Origin of the sequence: Pseudomonas sp. BAY1663, assembly GCF_000582595.1 — a bacterium.
Taxonomy (GTDB): Bacteria; Pseudomonadota; Gammaproteobacteria; order Pseudomonadales; family Pseudomonadaceae; genus Stutzerimonas; species Stutzerimonas stutzeri_AF.
In genome coordinates, this window is record NZ_AZSV01000099.1 from 1 (window position 1) to 14,475 (window position 14,475).

At 66.9% G+C, this 14,475-nt stretch carries 7 protein-coding genes and 6 pseudogenes; 6 read left to right on the forward strand and 7 right to left on the reverse strand.

Annotated features, from left to right (window positions below; translation table 11 throughout):
* From BAY1663_RS19740 to BAY1663_RS19760, 5 genes and pseudogenes are all read left to right on the forward strand, one after another.
* Positions 1-583: SDR family NAD(P)-dependent oxidoreductase (locus BAY1663_RS19740; RefSeq protein WP_037044087.1), on the forward strand; the 583-nt coding region annotated here is incomplete at its 5' end.
* A gap of 11 nt (positions 584-594) precedes the next feature.
* Positions 595-1,779, forward strand: coding sequence for an acetyl-CoA C-acyltransferase (locus BAY1663_RS19745; RefSeq protein ID WP_037044090.1), 1,185 nt, complete (start codon positions 595-597; stop codon positions 1,777-1,779).
* Between the two features lie 9 nt (positions 1,780-1,788).
* A complete protein-coding gene (locus BAY1663_RS19750; RefSeq protein WP_037044092.1) occupies positions 1,789-2,928 on the forward strand; it encodes an acyl-CoA dehydrogenase in 1,140 nt (379 codons plus the stop codon).
* Between the two features lie 135 nt (positions 2,929-3,063).
* Positions 3,064-4,682: pseudogene (locus BAY1663_RS19755) on the forward strand (long-chain fatty acid--CoA ligase).
* 80 nt (positions 4,683-4,762) lie between these two features.
* Positions 4,763-5,845, forward strand: coding sequence for a CaiB/BaiF CoA-transferase family protein (locus BAY1663_RS19760; RefSeq protein ID WP_037044094.1), 1,083 nt, complete (start codon positions 4,763-4,765; stop codon positions 5,843-5,845).
* Positions 5,846-6,186: 341 nt separating this feature from the next.
* Here BAY1663_RS19760 and BAY1663_RS24695 read toward each other — a convergent pair whose 3' ends face one another.
* From BAY1663_RS24695 to BAY1663_RS19790, 6 genes and pseudogenes are all read right to left on the reverse strand, one after another.
* Positions 6,187-6,603: a hypothetical protein gene (locus BAY1663_RS24695; protein WP_177325828.1), complete on the reverse strand. Its 417-nt coding sequence runs from the start codon at positions 6,601-6,603 to the stop codon at positions 6,187-6,189.
* A 774-nt stretch (positions 6,604-7,377) separates the two neighbouring features.
* Positions 7,378-8,528, reverse strand: a pseudogene (locus BAY1663_RS19770) (acyl-CoA dehydrogenase family protein).
* Between the two features lie 88 nt (positions 8,529-8,616).
* A complete protein-coding gene (locus tag BAY1663_RS19775; RefSeq protein ID WP_037044098.1) occupies positions 8,617-9,711 on the reverse strand; it encodes an enoyl-CoA hydratase/isomerase family protein in 1,095 nt (364 codons plus the stop codon).
* Positions 9,712-9,713: 2 nt separating this feature from the next.
* Positions 9,714-10,602 (reverse strand): annotated as a pseudogene (gene mmsB / locus BAY1663_RS19780) (3-hydroxyisobutyrate dehydrogenase).
* Positions 10,603-10,635: 33 nt separating this feature from the next.
* Positions 10,636-11,409 (reverse strand): enoyl-CoA hydratase, encoded by a 774-nt coding sequence (locus tag BAY1663_RS19785; protein ID WP_037044101.1) that lies wholly within the window; start codon positions 11,407-11,409, stop codon positions 10,636-10,638.
* Between the two features lie 48 nt (positions 11,410-11,457).
* Positions 11,458-12,968: pseudogene (locus BAY1663_RS19790) on the reverse strand (CoA-acylating methylmalonate-semialdehyde dehydrogenase).
* A gap of 148 nt (positions 12,969-13,116) precedes the next feature.
* Between BAY1663_RS19790 and BAY1663_RS19795 the strand changes: the two are divergent.
* Positions 13,117-14,009, forward strand: a pseudogene (locus BAY1663_RS19795) (LysR family transcriptional regulator).
* Positions 14,010-14,217: 208 nt separating this feature from the next.
* Here BAY1663_RS19795 and BAY1663_RS19800 read toward each other — a convergent pair.
* Positions 14,218-14,475, reverse strand: a pseudogene (locus BAY1663_RS19800) (hypothetical protein); the annotation flags it as partial.

A 14,475-nucleotide genomic window follows, 5' to 3' on the forward strand; every position in this document is an offset into this window, starting at 1 on the left:
CGAGGCGGCGGCGCGACGTGCCATCGCCGCCGCGCGCGAGCGCTTCGGTGGCCTGCACGGGCTGGTCAACTGCGCCGGCGTCGCCGGGGGCGAAAAGGTCCTCGGCCGCCATGGGCCCCATGCGCTGGACAGCTTCAGCCGCATCGTCGGCATCAACCTGATCGGCAGCTTCAACATGCTGCGCCTGGCGGCCGAAGCCATGGCCGAGAACCCGCCGGATGCCGATGGCGAGCGCGGCGTGATCGTCAATACCGCCTCGATCGCCGCCTTCGACGGACAGATCGGCCAGGCCGCCTATGCCGCCTCCAAGGGCGGGGTGGTCAGCATGACGCTGCCCGCCGCGCGCGAACTGGCGCGCTTCGGCATCCGCGTGATGACCATCGCGCCCGGCGTGTTCGAGACCCCGATGATGGCCGGTATGACCCAGGAAATCCGCGATGCGCTCGCCGCCGGCGTGCCGTTCCCGCCGCGGCTGGGGCGCCCGGCTGAATATGCCGCGCTGGTCCGGCACATTTTCGAGAACCGCATGCTCAACGGCGAGGTGATCCGCCTCGACGGCGCCTTGCGCATGGCCGCCAAGTGAAGGAAGCGAAGATGAAAGATGATCCCGTCGTAATCGTCAGCAGCGCCCGTACGCCCATGGGCGGTTTCCAGGGCGACCTCAAGGGGTTGAGCGCCCCCGAACTGGGCGCTGCCGCCATCCGCGCGGCGGTCGAGCGCAGCGGCCTGCCGCCGGAAAACGTCCAGGAGGTGCTGATGGGTTGTGTGCTGCCCGCCGGCCTCGGCCAGGCACCGGCGCGCCAGGCGGCGCTGGGCGCCGGGCTGACCCGGGCCACCACCTGTACCACGCTGAACAAGATGTGCGGCTCCGGCATGCAGGCGGTGATCCTGGCCCATGACCTGCTGCGCGCCGGCAGCGCCGAGATCGTCGTCGCCGGCGGCATGGAGAGCATGTCCAACGCGCCCTATCTGCTGGACAAGGCGCGGGCCGGCTACCGCATGGGGCACGGCCGCGTGCTGGACCACATGTTCCTCGACGGCCTCGAGGACGCCTTCGACAAGGGCCGGCTGATGGGCACCTTCGCCGAGGACTGCGCCCAGGACCATGGCTTCAGCCGCGAAGAGCAGGATGCCTATGCCCTCGAGTCCCTTCGCCGCGCCCAGGCCGCGATCGCCAGCGGCGCCTTCGCCGAGGAAATCGTCGTGCTGGAAACCCGCCAGGGCAAGCAGCAGCGCCTGGTGCGCGACGACGAGCAGCCACCCAAGGCGCTGCCGGAGAAGATCCCCGGCCTCAAGCCGGCATTCCGCGAGGGCGGCACGGTGACGGCGGCCAATTCCAGCTCGATTTCCGATGGCGCCGCGGCGCTGCTGCTGATGCGCCGCTCCGAAGCCGAGCGCTGGGGCCTGCAGCCGCAGGCGGTGATCCATGGGCACGCGGCATTCGCCGATGCGCCGAACCTGTTCCCGACCGCCCCCATCGGCGCGATCCGCAAGCTGCTGGAACGCACCGGCTGGGCCATCGGCGACGTGGACCTGTTCGAGATCAACGAAGCCTTCGCCGTGGTCGCCATGGCCGCCATGCGCGAGCTGGGGCTGGACCATGAGCGGGTCAACGTCAACGGTGGCGCCTGTGCGCTGGGCCATCCGATCGGCGCTTCCGGTGCGCGCATCCTGGTGACCCTGCTCTCGGCCCTGCGTGCCCGCGGGCAGCGCCGCGGCGTGGCGGCGATCTGCATCGGCGGCGGGGAAGCCACCGCCATGGCCGTCGAACTGCTCTGAGGAGGCGCCATGCTGCCCAATGAAGATCAAAGCGCGATCGCCGAGATGGCGCGGCAGTTCGCCCGGGAACGGCTGAAACCCTTCGCCGAGCAGTGGAGCCGCGAGCACCGCTATCCGGCCGAGGCGATCGGCGAGATGGCCGCGCTCGGCTTCTTCGGCATGCTGGTGCCGGAGCAGTGGGGCGGCAGCGACACCGGCTACCTGGCCTACGCCATGGCGCTGGAGGAAATCGCCGCCGGCGACGGTGCCTGCTCGACCATCATGAGCGTGCACAACTCGGTGGGCTGCGTGCCGATCCTGCGCTTCGGCAACGACCAGCAGAAGCGCGATTTCCTCACGCCGCTGGCGCGTGGCGAGCAGATCGGCGCCTTCGCCCTGACCGAGCCCCAGGCCGGCTCGGATGCCAGCAGCCTGCGTACCCGCGCCCGGCGCGACGGCGATCATTACGTGCTCGATGGCGCCAAGCAGTTCATCACCTCCGGCAAGCATGCCGGCACGGTGATCGTCTTCGCGGTGACCGACCCGGACGCCGGCAAGCGCGGCATCAGCGCCTTCATCGTGCCTACCGACAGCCCCGGCTACCAGGTGGTACGGGTCGAGGACAAGCTCGGCCAGCATGCCTCCGACACCTGCCAGATCGCCTTCGAGGGCCTGCGCGTGCCGCTGGCCAACCGCCTGGGCGAGGAGGGCGAGGGCTACCGGATCGCCCTGGCCAACCTCGAAGGCGGGCGCATCGGCATCGCCGCGCAGGCCGTCGGCATGGCCCGCGCGGCATTCGAGGCGGCGCGCGACTACGCGCACGAGCGCGAGACCTTCGGCAAGCCGATCATCGAACACCAGGCCGTGGCCTTCCGCCTGGCCGACATGGCGACGCAGATCGCCGTGGCGCGGCAGATGGTGCACCACGCCGCGGCGCTGCGCGAAGCCGGGCAGCCGGCATTGGTGGAGGCCTCGATGGCCAAGCTGTTCGCCTCCGAGATGGCCGAGAAGGTCTGCTCGGCGGCGATCCAGACCCTCGGTGGCTACGGTTACCTGGCCGACTTCCCGGTGGAGCGCATCTACCGCGACGTGCGGGTCTGCCAGATCTACGAAGGCACCAGCGACATCCAGCGGCTGGTGATCGCACGCAATCTCGGAGGGCCGAACTGATCCACACCCATCGTGTGCGTGCCGTCGCGATGGGGAACACCGTTGTAGTGAATCATTGCCGGTAGAACGCGTTTCCTCGACCGGCGCTTCGAAAATAAAAACAAGACGAGGTAGGAAACCATGCAACCAGGTCTGATGCAGAACGCTCCCCTGTTGATCAGCAGCATTCTCGTGCATGCGGTACGCGCCCACGGCGACCGCGAAATCGTCTCGCGGCTGGTCGACGAGCCGATGTGGCGCTACGACTACCGGGGCCTCGCCACGCGCGCGGCGCAGGCGGCCTCGATGCTGCAAGAACTCGGCATCGGCCCCGGCGACTGCGTGTCGTCGCTGGCCTGGAACACCCATCGCCACTACGAACTGTTCTTCGCCGTACCGGGCATCGGCGCCGTGCTGCACACCGCCAACCCGCGGTTGTCCGACGAGCAGATCGTCTACACCATCAACCACGCCGGCAGCCAGGTGCTGCTGTTCGACAGCAGCTTCGCCGACTGCGTCGCCCGGTTGCGGCCGCGGCTGGGCAATATCCGCCATTTCATCGAACTGGCCGCCCAGCCGACCGCCACGCTCGCCGACGTGCAGGGCTATGAGAGCCTGATCGCCGCCGCGCAGCCGCTGGACTGGCCGCAGTTCGACGAGAACGCCGGCGCGGTGCTCTGCTATACCTCCGGCACCACCGGCGATCCGAAGGGCGTGCTCTACAGCCACCGTTCGGTGGTGCTGCACGCCATGGCCGCCGGGCTTTCCAGCGCCTTCGGGTTGTCCGCCTTCGACTGCATCATGCCGTGCTCGTCGCTCTACCACGCACCGCCTGGGGCCTGCCGTTCGCCGCGGCGATCAACGGCTGCAAGTTCGTCCTACCGTGCGACAAGATGGACGGCCCGAGCCTGCAGGAACTCATCCAGGCCGAGGGCGTGACGCTTTCCGGCGGCGTGCCGACCATCTGGACCATGTATCTGGCCCACCTGGAGCGCAGCGGCGAGGATTCCGGCACCCTGCAGCGGCTGGTGATTGGCGGCTCCGCCGTGCCGCGCGCGATGGCCGAGACCTTCCAGACCACGTACGGCGTCGCGGTCTGCCAGCTCTGGGGCATGACCGAGACCAGCCCGCTGGGTGTGGTGGCGACGCCGACGCCGAAGCTCGCCGAGCGTGGCCAGCATGCCACCAACGACACCATCTGGACGCGCCAGGGGCGCCTGCAGTTCGGCATCGAGCTGAAGGTGGTCGACGAGCAGGGCCGCGAGTTGCCCTGCGATGGCGTCAGCTCCGGCAGCCTCAAGGTGCGCGGACCCTGGACCGTGGAGCGCTACTACCGCAGCGAAGCCAGTGCGCTGGATGCGGACGGCTGGTTCGATACCGGCGACATCGCCACGCTGGATGCCGATGGCTTCATGCACATTACCGACCGCAGCAAGGACGTGATCAAGTCCGGCGGCGAGTGGGTCAGCTCCATCGACATCGAGAACGTCGCCGTCGCCTGCCCGGGGGTGAAGGTGGCGGCCGTGGTCGGCGTGTTCCACCCGAAATGGGAGGAGCGCCCGCTGCTGGTGATCGAGCCGCACAGCGATGCCGAAGTCACCGTGGAGAAGATACTCGCCCACCTGGAGCCGAACATCGTCAAGTGGTGGATGCCCGACGCGGTGATCTTCGACGCGGTTCCGCTGACCGCCACCGGCAAGATCGACAAGAAGGTGCTGCGCGAGCGTTACCGCAATCATCTGGTCGAGAACCAGCCCAGCGTCGTCAACCAGTAACGTCTGTTACCTGGACGGACGCGCCTCGTGCTACGGCGCGGGGCGCGCCTGCGTGCGTGTGAATCGAGGGGAAGCGGCCAATGAACGAACACGACGATACCCGTAGCGGCCCGCTGTGCGGCCTGCGCGTGCTGGAGTTCGCCGGCATCGGCCCTGGCCCGCACTGCACGATGCTGCTGGCGGACATGGGCGCCGAGGTGCTGCGTATCGAGCGCGAGGGCGGTACCGGCTGGCCGAACCCGGTGGTCGATCGCGGGCGCAAGGTGCTGACGCTGGATATCCGCGGCGCGGCCGGCCGCGAACGCTGCCTGGAGCTGGCACAGAGCGCCGATGTGCTGATCGAGGGCTTTCGCCCCGGGGTCATGGAGCGGCTGGGACTGGGGCCGGACGAACTGCTGGCGCGCAACCCGCGGCTGATCTACGGCCGCATGACCGGCTGGGGGCAGAGCGGGCCGCTGGCCAAGGCGGCCGGGCACGACATCAACTACATCGCGCTGACCGGTGCGCTGGCGGCGATACGCGGCGAGAGCGGGCCGGCGGTGCCGCCGCTGAACCTGGTCGGGGATTTCGGCGGCGGCTCGCTGTACCTGACCGTCGGCATTCTCGCCGCGCTGTGGGAGCGCGAGCGCTCCGGCACAGGCCAGGTGATCGATGCGGCGATCGTCGATGGCGTGTCGTCGCTGATGAGCTTCTTCGCCGGCCTGCTGCCCGACGACCGTATCGACCTGCAGCGCGAGCGCAACCTGCTGGGTGGCGCTGCGCCCAACTACCGCTGCTACCGTTGTGCCGACGGCCGCGAGATCGCCATCGGGCCGCTCGAACCGCAATTCTGGCGGGAACTGCTCGAGCGCATCGATGCACCGGAAGCCCTCTGGCATGGCTGTGCCGATCCGGCCGACTGGGCTGCGCAGGGCCGGCTGCTGGAGCAGCTATTCGCCAGTCGCACCCAGGCCGAATGGTGCGCGTTGCTGGAGGGCAGCGATGCCTGTTTCGCCCCGGTGGTGACCCTGCAGGAGGCGGCAGGGCATCCACACCTGCGCCAGCGCGGTGTCTACCAGGAGCTGGACGGCCTGCTGCAGGTGGCCCCCGCGCCACGCTTCTCGCGCACCCCGGGCAAGGCGCGCCGGACGCTGCGCATCACAGCCGACCTGGGCTGGGATTGAGGGGGGAAGAGGGCGCGGCAGCGTTCCAGCGCACCGCCGCCCGTGGCCGCAATACCCCGTCAGCGGTCGCCGGGCGAGCATGTTGTTCACATGAAAACTTATTAAGCGGTCGGTCAGATTATTCAGTTGCGCAAGTTGTGAATGGGACCGCCCGGCCCTGTTGCAGGGCCGCATACTTGTACTAGCCATCGCCCGGTAAACAACTAAAATCTTTCACGGCACATCCTGCCATGGCGCTGTAACAGGCGAGCTAGACGAGCCGCACGTCGGCCCGCATTGCGGGCTCGCGAGAGCTGGCTAACATGAAACCTGTGGCTGCTTATTACAACAAAAACGGGGAGTCAAACGTCATGAATAATAATGCCGAACAAATAGTAGCGCTCGAGTTGTGTCGTTTCCTCGCGCATTGTGTCGCTGCGTTTGTTGTCGTTGGAATGTTGTTCATAGGACTCATAGGGTCGTGGGATGTGGCCCTTGAAGTCGGTGTCGTACCCCTGCTCGCTATTGCGGCTTGTGACCTCACCGCTCGACGGAAGGAAAATGCTATCCAAACAGCGGACGCCTGATCTGCCTGCAGCCCAGGCGAATCGAATCGCCTCGATGCAATCAGTGGTTTGCAGAGTTGACGCACGCACCTGGCGGCTTGGCAGCGGGAGGCATGCCAAGCCGCTTCGCGCTTCCTGCGCTCCGCCGCAACGCACTGCCTGAATTCTTCTTCGATTGCAGCCGAGCGCCCATCGCCTGGTAACGGCAAGCACGGGCGGGTGTTACCGCGTGGTCGCGCTGTAACGGCAGCTGGGGCGCGTGGTAACGCAATGCCACCTGTTTTTGCCGGAGGGGTGGTGACGAAAAATCGTAACTTACTGATATTTATAAGATTTTAAAAGTTGGCACGCTGCCTGCTTTGTCATGCGTACAACAAAAACAAGAAAGCTGAACCCCATAACAAGAACAACACGTAGCGGCTCCGACACAATAAAAACAAGCATGTGGAGGCGTAGCAAACTGATTCTTTTGGAGAGGAATTGCCCGACAGGTCTCCTGTCGACCGGGCCGAGAACGACAAAACTGCCTCGAGGCAGCGCCAGAACCGGTTGAGCCCGCAAGGGCAGTGGCAACATCAGCGACCAAAATAATCCGTTTGTTCTTTGAGTCCCGAATGGGACCGCTTTTCGGACGCTCGTCCGACCGGGCCGCCAATCAGAACAACAAGCCCGTCAGCAGAAAAAGAACAAAGCAATATCTCTTGGAGGGGGAGCCGCAAGGCTCCCCCTTTCTTAATTCTGGTGCATGCTCTTCAGGCTTCAGGCTTCAGGCTTCAGGCTTCAGGCTTCAGGCTTCAGGCTTCAGGCTTCAGGCTTCAGGCTTTTTGGCAGGCCTTCGGCCTGCATCGCCGCGAGGGCGCGCCTCCCACTGGGTTCGGTGTGCACCGGCTGCTTTTGTGGGAGGCCCGCCCCCGGGGCGATGCTTTTCAAGCTTCAAGCAGTCACTGCGGCTGTCGTCTCTGCGCGAGGCCGGCCGCCGGTTCCCGGCTACAGGGAATAATTCGCCAGTTCGCGCGCGATGAGCATGCGCTGAATCTCGCTGGAGCCTCGTAGATCTGCGTGATCCGCGCGTCGCGGTAGTAGCGTTCCACCGGGTAATCCTCCAGATAGCCGTAGCCGCCGTGGATCTGCACGGCCTGCGAGCAGACCTTCTCGGCCATTTCCGAGGCGAACAGCTTGGCCTGGGAGGCTTCCGAGAGGCAGGGCAGGCCGGCGCTCTTCAGGCGGGCGGCATGCAGGATCAGCAGCCGCGTGGCGTTCAGTTGGGTCTGCATGTCGGCCAGCATGTTGGCGATGCTCTGGTGCTCGGCGATCGGCTTGCCGAACTGCACGCGCTCGCGAGCATAGAGCAGGGCGGCTTCGAAGGCTGCGCGGGCGATGCCCAGGGCCTGTGCGCCGATGCCGATGCGCCCGCCCTCCAGGTTCGACAGGGCGATGGCCAGGCCCTTGCCCCTTTCGCCGAGCAGGTTGGCCTGCGGTACGCGGCAATCGCTCAAGGTCACCGCGCAGGTATCCGAGGCGCGGATACCCATCTTGTGTTCGCTGCGTTCCACGGCGAAGCCGGGGGTAGCGGTCGGCACCAGGAAGGCGGAAAGGCCCTTCTTGCCCAGCTCCGGATCGGTCACGGCGAAGACGATGGCCAGCTTCGCGCGCCGGGCGTTGCTGCAGAACTGCTTGCTGCCGTTGAGCACCCACTGGCCGTCCACCAGTTCGGCACGGGTACGCAGGTTGTGCGCCTCGGAGCCGGCCTGCGGCTCGGTGAGGGCGAAGCAGCCGATGGCGCGGCCGCTGGCCAGTTCCGCCAGCCATTCGTCCTGCTGTGCCTGCGAACCGTAGTTCAGCACCGGGCCGCAGCCGACCGAGTTGTGGATGCTCATCAGCGCGCCGGTGGCGCCGTCGCCGGCGGAGATTTCCTCCACCGCCAGGGCGTAGGCGACGTAATCGATATAGCTGCCGCCCCACTGTTCCGGGACGACCATGCCGAGCAGGCCGAGCTCGCCCATCTGGGCGACCAGGGCGTCGTCGATCCAGCCGGCCTTTTCCCAGGCCTGGGCGTTGGGTGCGATCTCGCGACGGGCGAAGTCGCGCGCCATATCGCGGATCATGCGTTGGTCTTCGCTGAGTTCCAGGTCATGCATGACACCACTCCTTCTTGTTCTTGTGGCGGGGCGATGAAGAACCGGGCGGATCTGCGCGGTGTCTTCATCGCGATCCGGGGCGTGTGCTTCAGGCTGTCGCCGTGCGTCTCGCCTTGCCGACGGCCGGTTTGAAGCCCTCGAAGAAACCCTGCACCCGCTCGGCGGTAACGGCGTCCAGGCTCGGCGGGTTCCAGCGCGGGGTCTTGTCCTTGTCGATGATCAGCGCGCGCACGCCTTCCATGATGTTGCCCTTGGCGAACCACTGGCGGTCCAGGTGCAGCTCCAGCGCGAAACACCCGGCCAGCGGCAGTTCGCGGCCACGCCGCAGCATTTCCAGGGTCACGCCCATCGCCAGCGGCGAGCGGCTGTCCAGCACCTTGACGGTTTCCTCGGCCCAGTCGGCGAATTCGGCACGGGTCTCTGCCGCCAGCGACGCCCGGATGGCCGGCACGTCCGGCTGGGCGAAGTGCGTGTCGATGGCCTGGTGCAGCGCCTTGAGTTCCGAGCCGGGCAGCTTGTTGGTGCCCAGGGTGGCCACCAGGGTGCGTAGCGCCTCCTGCGGGTGGATGGACCAGCTCATGTGGTCGAGGCAGCGATCCAGCTCGGCGATCTGGTCATGGGCGATGCACCAGTCCGCCAGCCCGACGTGCAGTGCATCGGCGGCGCGGACCTGCAGGCCGGTGACGCCCAGGTAGGTGCCCAGCTCGCCCGGCAGGCGCGAGAGGAAATAGCTGCCGCCGACATCCGGGAAGTAGCCGATGGCGACTTCCGGCATGCCCATGCGCACGCGCTCGGTCACCACCCGCAGCGAGGCGCCCTGGACCAGGCCCATGCCGCCGCCGAGGACGAAGCCGTCCATCAGCGCCAGCAGCGGCTTGGGATAGGCGTGGATGTACTGGTCGAGGGCATATTCCTCCTCGAAGAAGGTCTCGTGCTCGTCGTCGCCACGCTGGAAGCTGTCGTACAGCGAGCGGATGTCGCCGCCGGCGCAGAAGGCCTTTTCGCCGTTGGCCCGCAGCACCACCGCATGGATCTGCGGATCGACCGCCCAGGCGCTGAGCTGTTGCTGCAGCAGGCGGACCATTTCCAGGGTGACGGCATTGAGCCCGGCCGGGCGGTTGAGCGTGAGGTGGCCGACGTGGTTGCGCACGGCCGCCAGCACGGGGCGTTCGGTTGCACTCATGGTCAGGTGTCCTTGCGGTACTGGTTGATGATCGCCGAGAAGTCCAGGCCGCCATTGCCCTGGGCGCTGAAGCTCTGGTAGAGCTGCTGGGCGAGGGCGCCGAGGATTACCGGCTGGCGCACCTGTTTCGCCGCCTCGGTGGCCAGGCCCAGGTCCTTGAGCATCAGGTCGCTGCCGAAACCGCCGCTGTAGCACGCGAGGCCGGTACGTTGTCCAGCACGCCGGGGAAGGGGTTGTAGGTGTCCGAACTCCAGCAGCGGCCGCTGGAGGTGTTGATCACCCCGGCCAGGGTCCGGGCGTCCATGCCCAGTGCCACGCCCAGGGCCATGGCCTCGGCCACGCCGATCATGGAGATGCCCAGCAGCATGTTGTTGGCGACTTTGGCTACCTGGCCGTTGCCGGCGTCGCCGCAGTGCACGATGTTCTTGCCCATGGCGGCGAGGATCGGTTGCGCACGGTCGAAATCGGCCGCGCTGCCGCCGACCATGAAGGTCAGGGTGCCGGCCGCGGCGCCGCCAGTGCCACCGGAGACCGGCGCATCGAGCATCGGGTTGCCGTGCGCGGCGGCGGCTGCGGCGACGTCGCGGGCGCTGTGTGGTCGATGGTGGAGCAGTCGATCAGCATCACCTCCGGGCGGCTGTGGGCGATCAGGCCGTTCTCGCCCAGGTACACGCTCTTCACATGGGGCGCGGCGGGCAGCATGGTGATGATCAGCTCGGCGTTGCCCTGGGCGATCGCGGTTGGCGAGTCGACCGGCAGCGCACCGGCCTTGACCAGGCCGTCGACGGCCAGGGCGTTGAGATCGAAGACGCTGAGCTGGTGGCCTGCCTTGAGCAGGTTGTGGGCCATGGGCGCACCCATGTTGCCCAGACCGATGAATCCGATATGCATGGCTTTGTTCCTCTTGTTATTGCCCGCTGCGAATTAACGATTGCTGAATTCAGGCTTGCGCTTCTCGGCGAACGCCGCCATGCCTTCCTTCTGGTCGGCGGTGGCGAATACCGCGTGGAACACGCGACGCTCGAAGCGGATGCCCTCGGCCAGGGTGGTCTCGAAGGCGCGGTTGACGCTCTCCTTGATCATCATGGTGGCCGGCAGGGATTTCTCGGCGATCGTCCGGGCGGCCTTGAGGGTTTCTTCCAGCAGGCTTTCCTGCGGGAAGATGCGCGCGACCAGGCCGGCGCGTTCGGCTTCCTCGGCGTCCATCTGGCGGCCGGTGAGGCACAGGTCCATGGCCTTGGCCTTGCCGACGGCACGGGTCAGGCGCTGGGTGCCGCCGATGCCCGGCAGCACGCCGAGGTTGACTTCCGGCTGGCCGAAGCGGGCGTTGTCGGCGGCGAAGATCATGTCGCACAGCAGCGCCAGCTCGCAGCCACCGCCCAGCGCGTAGCCGGCCACCGCGGCGATCAGCGGCTTGCGGCGGCTGGCGATGCGGTCGGCTTCGGCGAAGAAGTCGTCCAGGTAGATCTGCGGGTAGTTCAGCCCGGCCATTTCCTTGATGTCGGCACCGGCGGCGAAGGCCTTGGCCGAGCCGGTGAGCACGATGCAGCCGATCTCTGGATCGGCCTCGAGCTGGCCCAGCGCCTGGTTCAGTTCGCTGATCAGCTGGGCATTGAGCGCGTTGAGCGCCTGCGGCCGGTTGAGGGTGATCAGCGCGACGCGTTCCTGGATGTCGACGAGCAGGGTTTCGAATGTCATGTAGGCGTCCTTGAGGGCCGGCGCGTCCGCCGGCCCGGTGGGGTTATGTCACTTCAGGTTGATGGTGGTGTTGACCGGGCCGCCGACCTCGTTCTCGTCGAACCAGCGTTCGGTGATGGTCTTGGTCTGGGTGTAGAACTGCACCACCTGCTTGCCGTAGGGGCCGAGGTCGCCGAGCTTGGAGGCGCGCGAGCCGGTGAAGGAGAACATCGGCACCGGCACCGGGATCGGCACGTTGATGCCCACCTGGCCGACGTCGATCTCCTCCTGGAAGTGCCGCGCCGCCGCGCCGGAGCGGGTGAAGATGGCGGTGCCGTTGCCGTTGGGGTTGGCGTTGATCAGGCGATGGCGTCGTCCATGGTGTCGGCCGCCATGATGCAGAGCACCGGGCCGAAGATTTCCTCGCGGTAGATGCTCATCTCGGGGGTGACGCCGGAGAACAGGGTCGGGCCGACGAAGTTGCCGTGCTCGTAGCCGGCAACGCTCGGATTGCGACCGTCCAGCTCCAGCTTGGCGCCTTCCTGCACGCCGCGTTCGATCAGCCCGCTGACGCGATCCAGCGCCGCGCAGGAAACCAGCGGGCCGACATCGGTGCCGGCCTCGACGCCAGCGTTGACCTTGAGCGTCCTGGCCTTGGCCACCAGATCCGGAATCCAGGCCTGCGCCTCGCCCACCAGGACCACCACCGACAGCGCCATGCAGCGCTGGCCGGCCGCGCCGAAGGCCGCTCCGGCGAGGTTGTTGAGGGTCTGCTCCTTGTGCGCATCGGGCAGCACGATGGCGTGGTTCTTCGCGCCCATCATGCACTGCACGCGCTTGCCGGCCTGGCTGGCACGGTTGTAGACGTGGGTGCCGACCTTGGTCGAGCCGACGAAGGACACCGCCTTGATGTCCGGATGGTCGCAGATGGCGTTCACCGCCTCGGCACCGCCGTGCACCACGTTGAGCACGCCCGGCGGCACGCCGGCTTCCAGCGCCAGTTCGGCCAGGCGCATGGTGACCATCGGGTCCTGTTCGGAGGGCTTGAGGACGAAGGTGTTGCCGGTGGCGATGGCCATCGGGAACATCCACAGCGGGATCATCGCCGGGAAGTTGAACGGGGTGATGCCGGCGCAGACGCCCAGCGGTTGCAGCAGGGTGTAGGTGTCGACCCCGCTGGCGACGTTGTTGGCCAGCTCGCCGAGCTGCAGGTTGCCGATGCCGGCGGCATGCTCGACCACCTCCAGGCCGCGGAACACGTCGCCCTCGGCGTCGGCCAGGGTCTTGCCCTGTTCGGCGGTGAGGATCGCCGCCAGTTCCTTCATGTTCTCGCGAATCAGCTGCTGGTATTTGAGGAAGATCCGCGCCCGCGCGCCGATGGGGGTCTTGCGCCAGCTCTTGAAGGCTTCCTTGGCGCTGGCGACGGCGCGGTCGATTTCTGCGGCGGTGGCGAACGGTACCCGCGCCAGGACCTCCTGGGTCGCCGGGTTGACGATGTCGCGCCATTGCTCGGTGGTGGATTCGACGAATTGCCCGTCGATCAGCAGTTTGACGGTAGAAATGGAACTGGAAGTGGTCATAGTGCTCTCCGGCCTGACTCAGGCGCTGTTGTTGTTATTGGCTCGCGGACAGCTGCGAGGGCTGCATTGAATGTAGCAATGCAAAAAATCACATTACAATGCGGTCGACTGCAGAGTCGTTCTGCATAAATGCACAAGAAGGTCGGCCATGGACTGGGACAATCTGCGTTATTTTCTCGAAGTCGCACGGGCGGGGCGGCTGACGACCGCGGCGCGCCGGCTGGCGGTCGACCACACCACCGTGTCGCGGCGGCTGCAGGCGCTGGAAAAAGCATGGGCCTGCAGCTTTTTCTGCGCGAGCCGGGCGGCTACAAGCTCACCGAGGCCGGGCGCAACCTGCTACCGCGGGTCGAGGCCATGGAAAGTGCCAGCGTGGCCATCGAACATTCGCTGCCCAGCATGGCCGATGGCTTGTCCGGGCAGGTGCGCATCGGCGCCACCGAGGGTTACGGCACGGTGATGCTCGCCGGCCAGCTCACCGGGCTCAGCCGCCGCTATCCGCACCTGAACATCGACCTGCTGGCGTTACCGCGGGCGGTGCGCCTGTCGCGTCACGAGGCGGACATCGTCATCACCCTGGAACGCCCGGAGCGCGGGCCGTTCATCATCACCCGGCTGACCGACTACGTGCTGCGGCTGTATGCGTCGCCGGCCTATCTGGATGAGCACACGCCGATCCGCAGCCGTGAGGACCTCGCCGGGCATCGCTTCGTCAGCTACGTGGACGACCTGCTATTCAGCAAGGAGCTGCTGTTTCTCGATGGCATCGCCGATGCGCGTGCCGTCGGCCTGCGCAGCACCAGCCTGCTGGCCCAGCAGGAAGCGGTGGCGATGGGCGCGGGGATCGCCATCCTGCCGGCCTTCTCGGCCGATGCCGACCCGCGCCTGCAATTGCTGTTGCCCGCTGAAATCAGCTTCACCCGCACCTTCTGGATGCTGATGCCCATCGAGTTCAAGGACCTGGCGCGCATGCGCACCACCTGGGACTACCTCAAGGAGATGGCGCAGCAGAACCAGGGGCGGCTGATGGGGCAGGGTTGATTCAACATTTTTAGTGGCTCTTTGGCAGGCCTTGCGGCCTGCATCGCCCCGAGGTCGGGCCTCCCACAAAAAGCCGCCAGTATACACGGCGCCCCTGTGGGAGGCGCGACCCGCGGCGATGCTTTTGATCTTCAGGCTGTAGGGCGGGCTTCAGCCCACCGACAGGGCCAGCTCTGGTGGGCTGAAGCGGAACGCCGCCCGGTCCACGCTACGGGGCTTCAGGCTTTTGGCTGCCGCGCGGCGTCGGGTGGGTTTCATGGCCCATCGGCGTGGTGTCGGGCAATTGCACGCCTTCGTCGGCGAAGTCCGGACTGTGCACTTCCGAATCCAGCGGCATATGGCTGTAGCGCTGGCTGGGCAGCGGCGGCTGGGCGGACACCTCGCTCAGTGCCCGCTTGGCCTCGCAACGCCCGCTGATGCCACGCGCGAGCGCCATGCCGCCCAGCGCCAGTTCCAGCAGCCCGCC